Source organism: Kitasatospora sp. NPDC057542, from assembly GCF_042801945.1.
GTDB lineage: Bacteria > Actinomycetota > Actinomycetes > Streptomycetales > Streptomycetaceae > Kitasatospora.
Genome location: NZ_JBHVFE010000557.1, coordinates 1 through 5,314, shown reverse-complemented (window position 1 = coordinate 5,314; position 5,314 = coordinate 1). Strand labels below are relative to the sequence as shown.

Here is a 5,314-nt window from a genome sequence, read left to right as displayed (position 1 = left end):
GCGCCCCGGCGATCTCGAACACGAGAGCCCTCTCGGAGCGATCGGTGGCACGCCCACCGCGTCGACGGCTCGGCATCCCCGAAGCTACGACCGGCCCGACCGACCGCGTTTGCCCCCTGCGCCCACGAGTTGGCACGACAGCGCACTACTGACCGCAACGGAAGCCCGGAGTCGCCGCCGGGCTGCTCCCGCTGCGGTGGACAGGTGGCATCATCGGCGGTGTGGGCTTCGGCGCGTCGTTCTCCGGCGCCATCCGGACCATCATCCCGCTCGTACGGGCCGACCAGCGGGCCGGGCCGTTCGCGGCCGTCCACGTGGTCGCCTACCCGAGCTTCGGAGTGCCGGCGATCATCGCCGGCCTGCTGATCGCCCCCGTGGGCCTGCTCGCCACGGTTCTCGGCTACGGCGCCGCCGTCCACGCCGTGGCGGCCCCCGGACTGCTCGCGCAGTATCGTTTCGCCGCCCACGGCCGCATCGACGCCCGCCCCTGACGGAGAACGCCGAGCGACCTTGATCCATCCAGAGAGAAGGACACGAACTCCCATGACCACCACTGTTGCCGCTTACGCCACTCCCGCCGCCAAGGCCCCGCTGGAACGCACGACCATCGAGCGCCGCGCCGTCGGCGAACACGACGTGCTGATCGACATCGCCTTCGTCGGCATCTGCCACTCCGACATCCACCAGGCCCGCGAGGGCTGGGGCGAGGCGATCTTCCCCATGGTGCCCGGGCACGAGATCGCCGGCGTCGTCACCGAGGTCGGCCCCGGCGTCACGAAGTTCGCGGTCGGCGAACGGGTCGGCGTCGGCTGCATGGTCGACTCCTGCCGCACCTGCGACAACTGCCGGGCCGGCCTGGAGCAGTACTGCGCCGAGGGCCCGGTCTGGACGTACAACGCCGTCGGCAAGGACGGACAGCCCACCTACGGCGGCTACGCGAAGAACGTGGTCGTCGACGAGAACTACGTCGTGCGCATCCCGGACGCCCTGTCGCTGGACGTGGCCGCCCCGCTGCTGTGCGCGGGGATCACCACCTACTCCCCGCTGCGGCACTGGAACGCCGGCCCCGGCAGGCGGGTCGCCGTCGTCGGACTCGGCGGGCTCGGCCACATGGGCGTACAGATCGCCCACGCGCTCGGCGCCGAGGTCACCGTACTGTCCCAGTCCCTGCGCAAGAAGGACGACGGCCTTCGGCTGGGCGCCGACCACTACCACGCCACCAGCGACCCCGCGACCTTCCAGAACCTCGCGGGCACCTTCGACCTCATCCTCAACACCGTCTCCGCCCCGCTCGACTTCGCCGCCTACTTCTCCCTGCTGCGCACCGACGGGGCCATGGTCAACGTCGGTCTCCCGGAGGAACCCGTGCAGGTCGACCTCCGGTCGCTGAACGGCAACCGCCGCAGCATGAGCACCTCGGGCATCGGCGGCATCGCCGAGACCCAGGAGATGCTGGACTTCTGCGCCGAGCACGGCGTGGCCGCCGAGATCGAACTGATCAGCGCCGACCGGATCAACGACGCCTACGAGCGCGTCATCGCCGGCGACGTCCGCTACCGCTTCGTCATCGACACCGCCACCATCTGACACCGTCCGGCCACGGCGTACCGCTCCGGTCGCGCCGTGGCCACACGGTCGGTCACCCTTGTTCCAAGTCGTGGACACCCCGTGGAGGGCACTGTGCAATCGATTCTGGTGACCGGGGCCGCCGGCCGCGTGGGCGCGGTCGGGCGGTCCGTAGTCGAGGACCTGCGGCAACGAGGCCTCCCGGTCCGCGCCATGGTGCGCCGTGACGACGAGCGCGCCGAGGCGCTGCGCGCGACGGGCGCCGAGGTCGTCGTCGGGGACCTGACCGACGTCGACGACGTGGCCGGGGCGCTGGCGGGCTGCCGGCGGGTGTACTTCGGCATGGGCGTCTCCGCCCAGTACCTGGAGGCCGCCCTCACGACGGCGGCCGTGGCACGGGAGACGGGGCTGCTGGAGGTGTTCGTGAACATGTCGCAGCTGACCGTCTCCGAGCTGGGCCTGACCGGCGCGGGCGAGTCGCACCAGCACCGGCAGCAGTGGCTGGTCGAGCAGGTCCTCGCCTGGTCGGAGCTGCCCGTGGTCGAGATCAGGCCCACCGTGTTCCTGGAGAACCCGCTCTTCCGCATCGGGCTGTCCTCGATCGCGGTGGACGGCACCATCAGGCTGCCCCTCGGGCGGGCGCGGACCTCCCCCGTCGCCGCCGCGGACGTCGCCGCGGTCGTGGCGCAGGTCCTGGCCGAGCCGGGCCCGCACCTCGGCCGCGCCTACGAGCTGACCGGCCCGCGCTCGCAGGACGGCGCCGCCATCGCCGCGGAGGTCTCCGCGGCCCTCGGCCGGCCGGTCGGCTACGCCGACGTGCCGCTGGAGGAGTGGATCGACCATGACCTCAGACCGCTGGACCTGCCGGAACACGTCTTCCAGCACATCTCCACCATGGCCCGGCTCCACGCCGAGAACCGCTACGACCGCCAGGCCGACGGCGTCCGGCAGGTCACCGGGCGGCCCGCCACCGGAGTGGGCGGGTTCATCCGGCAGAACGCCGGCCGGTTCGCCGGCTGACGGCCCGCGGCCGACCGGGCGCCGAGCCGGCAGGAAATCGAAAAGACCCAGGCTCGCCGGGAACCGCCCGGCTTGATCGACCCATTCGAACAGGGGCAGGATCCCCTCCATGGAAGAGACCTGGAAAGTCGTCAACTCCCTTGCAGAGCGGCTTGATTCGCACTACGACCGGAACGACGAGCAGCGCTGGACCGTGCAGGCCCTCAAGCTCCAGGAGGAGGCGGGAGAGGTCGCCGAGGCCGTCATCGGGGCGCTGGGTGCCAACCCCCGCAAAGGCCACTCGCACGACTGGGACGACGTGCGCAAGGAGACCTGCGACGTGGCCGTGTCCGCCCTGGTGATGCTCGTCCGGATGGGCGGCGACCCCCGCCGGTTCTTCGACGAGCACCTCCGCGCGGTAGCCTCCCGCGACACGGAGAACGGCACCCGGACCTGACCTGCCAGCCCACCGAAGGACGAAGCCGGTCGAGAGGCAGGCCGGTCGGCGGCTATCTCACCACCATCGCCGGGCCCGGCTCCAACGGCTGCTTCCTCGTCACGCGGCAGCAAGTCGGACGTGCACGGTCAGCTGTGGCCGACGATGACGAAGACGCCCCAGCCGATCGCGGCGAGGACCACCGCGAAGCACACCGTGGCGAGGGTGTACCCGAGCGCCCCGGCCGTGCGGCGTGAGACCCCGGCCCTGCCCACCCCGACCGGCGGGTAGAGGGCGCGCACACCGATGGCGAACAGCGCGGGCAGGCCCGCACCGGCGAGGAATCCCACCACGATGATCTTCCAGAGCGCGTCCGGGTCGATCCAGGGGTTCACCGGATCACCTCGTCGGCGGGAGGCTCCGGAACGAGCGAGCCGGCCCACGCGGCGTTGACGTTCTCCGGCGTGACGGCCGGGTGGCGGGATGCGACGAAGAAGGCGGTCGAGGCCAGCACCAGAACGGCGAAGACGACCACGACACCGGGGGCACCGCCGATCCCGTGGGCGCCCCAGTAGGCCAACGCCCCGACCAGCGTCGCGGCCGGGAGGGTGAGCAGCCAGGCCACCACCATGCGGTGGGCGATGTTCCACCGTACGACCGCACCCTTCTTGCCGACCCCCGATCCGAGGATCGACCCGGTGGCGACGTGGGTGGTCGAGAGCGAGTAGCCGAAGTCGGCGGAGGAGAGGATGACCGCGGCCGAGGCGGACTCGCTGGACATCCCCTGCGGCGGTTCGATCTCCACCAGCCCCTTGCCCAGCGCCCTGATGACCCGCCAGCCGCCGATGTAGGTGCCCAGGGCGATGGCCGTGGCGCAGGCGGTGATCACCCATGTCGGGGCCTTCGCCCCGGCGCTCAGCGTTCCGTTGGCGATCAGGGCCAGGGTGATGACGCCCATGGTCTTCTGCGCGTCGTTGGTGCCGTGGGCGAGCGAGACCATGCAGGCCGAACCGACCTGACCGCTCCGGAACCCGCGCGTGCGCGGGCCTTCGGCGACGTCGCGGGTGAGGCGGTAGACGAGGTAGGTGCCGAGCGCGGCGACCGAGCCGGCGATGACCGGCGACAGGGCGGCCGGCACGATCACCTTGGCGACGAGACCCTGCCACTTGACGGCGGAGGCGCCGGCCGCCGCCATGGTCGCCCCGACCACGCCGCCGATCAGCGCGTGCGAGGAACTCGAAGGGATCCCGACGTACCAGGTCATCAGGTTCCACAGGATGCTGCCCGTCAGGCCCGCTATGACCACGGTCAGTGTCACGTCCTGGCTCCGCACCAGGCCACCGGCGATCGTCGCCGCGACCGCGGTCGACAGGAACGCACCCACCAGGTTCAGCACTGCCGAGACGCCGACCGCGACACGCGGCGGGAGGGCGCCGGTGACGATCGAGGTCGCCATGGCGTTGCCGGTGTCGTGGAACCCGTTGGTGAAGTCGAAACCCAGCGCGGTGACCACCACCAGCGCAAGAATCACGTCATTGCCGGTCACGGGAACGAAGCTAGCCCGCCGACCGCCGCCCACCCGCTCCCCCACCGTCCGGACCGGCCGGGAATCGCAGGGCGTCATCCGATCGGACCAGCACACGGTGGAGCCGGTGGGTCACCCCCGCGTACGCCGAAGGGTGATCGCCGACTGTTACACATCGGTGACGATCCGTCCACAACCCATCCGCGGCATACGGCGTCCCTACAGATGGCAGGGCCCGAATCGCGGCATCCACGCCTTCGGGCCGGACAACCACCTCCCCTCGAAAGGGGTGCACCGTGATCGTCTCCAAGCGGAACCACCTGCGTCTGGCCGCCGTGACCACCCTCAGCATGCTCTCCCTCGGACTGGCGGGCACCGCCATGGCGGCCACCCCCGCCGCCCACCCCGCGTCCGCCGTGCAGCCGGCCATCACGCAGGCGGCCGCCGCGCACGCCACCGTCACCGCCAAGCCGTCGGTCTCCTCCGTCCAGGCGTGGCAGCTGTTCCGTGTCACCGGCACGACCACCGGCCTCAAGGCGGGAAGCACGGTGACCCTGCAGCAGAAGCAGCACGGCAGGTGGGTCACGCTGCCCGCCTCCGTCCCCACGACCCGCAACGGCTCCTACTCGCTCGGCGTGAAGCTCGGCCTCAAGGGCCTGAACGAGCTGCGCATCATCAGCGGAGACACCGTCTCCCCCGTCTTCACCGTCACCGTGCGCTGACCCGCGCCGCCTTCGTCCGCCGGTGGGCGGAGGACTTGAAGCAGGTTCGACGGGACGGGGGGTGTC

At 71.4% G+C, this 5,314-nt stretch carries 7 protein-coding genes; 5 read left to right on the top strand and 2 right to left on the bottom strand.

Translation table 11 applies throughout. The features are described from left to right. The first annotated feature begins 221 nt into the window (after positions 1-221). The 4 genes from ACFU7Y_RS39435 to ACFU7Y_RS39420 all read left to right on the top strand — a co-directional run bounded on the left by ACFU7Y_RS39435 (position 222) and on the right by ACFU7Y_RS39420 (position 3,022). Positions 222-491, top strand: a complete 270-nt coding sequence (locus ACFU7Y_RS39435) for a hypothetical protein (RefSeq protein ID WP_224278096.1) — start codon at positions 222-224, stop codon at positions 489-491. Positions 492-543: 52 nt separating this feature from the next. After that, a complete protein-coding gene (locus tag ACFU7Y_RS39430) occupies positions 544-1,587 on the top strand; it encodes an NAD(P)-dependent alcohol dehydrogenase (RefSeq protein WP_380771254.1) in 1,044 nt (347 codons plus the stop codon). Positions 1,588-1,680: 93 nt separating this feature from the next. Then, positions 1,681-2,586 carry an NAD(P)H-binding protein gene (locus ACFU7Y_RS39425; RefSeq protein ID WP_224278100.1) on the top strand — a complete coding sequence of 302 codons (906 nt, stop codon included), beginning with the start codon at positions 1,681-1,683 and terminating at the stop codon, positions 2,584-2,586. A gap of 109 nt (positions 2,587-2,695) precedes the next feature. Then, entirely contained in the window at positions 2,696-3,022 is a 327-nt protein-coding gene (locus ACFU7Y_RS39420) for a MazG-like family protein (protein ID WP_224278101.1), read from the top strand. Between the two features lie 128 nt (positions 3,023-3,150). Here the strand turns inward: ACFU7Y_RS39420 and ACFU7Y_RS39415 are convergent, their stop codons facing one another. Next, positions 3,151-3,396 (bottom strand): hypothetical protein, encoded by a 246-nt coding sequence (locus tag ACFU7Y_RS39415; protein ID WP_224278103.1) that lies wholly within the window; start codon positions 3,394-3,396, stop codon positions 3,151-3,153. After that, a complete protein-coding gene (locus tag ACFU7Y_RS39410) occupies positions 3,393-4,547 on the bottom strand; it encodes an inorganic phosphate transporter (protein WP_224278105.1) in 1,155 nt (384 codons plus the stop codon). The genes ACFU7Y_RS39415 and ACFU7Y_RS39410 overlap by 4 nt, the downstream gene beginning before the upstream one ends. A gap of 275 nt (positions 4,548-4,822) precedes the next feature. Here ACFU7Y_RS39410 and ACFU7Y_RS39405 point away from each other — a divergent pair, with 275 nt between their 5' ends. Then, complete coding sequence (locus ACFU7Y_RS39405; RefSeq protein WP_224278107.1) at positions 4,823-5,248, top strand: hypothetical protein; 426 nt, start codon at positions 4,823-4,825, stop codon at positions 5,246-5,248. Positions 5,249-5,314 lie beyond the last annotated feature (66 nt).

Excerpts from the sequence above, each read along its gene's own strand:
- ACFU7Y_RS39420 (WP_224278101.1), top strand. The coding sequence starts at position 2,696 with ATGGAAGAGACCTGGAAAGTCGTCAACTCCCTTGCAGAGCGGCTTGAT.
- ACFU7Y_RS39430 (WP_380771254.1), top strand. The coding sequence starts at position 544 with ATGACCACCACTGTTGCCGCTTACGCCACTCCCGCCGCCAAGGCCCCG.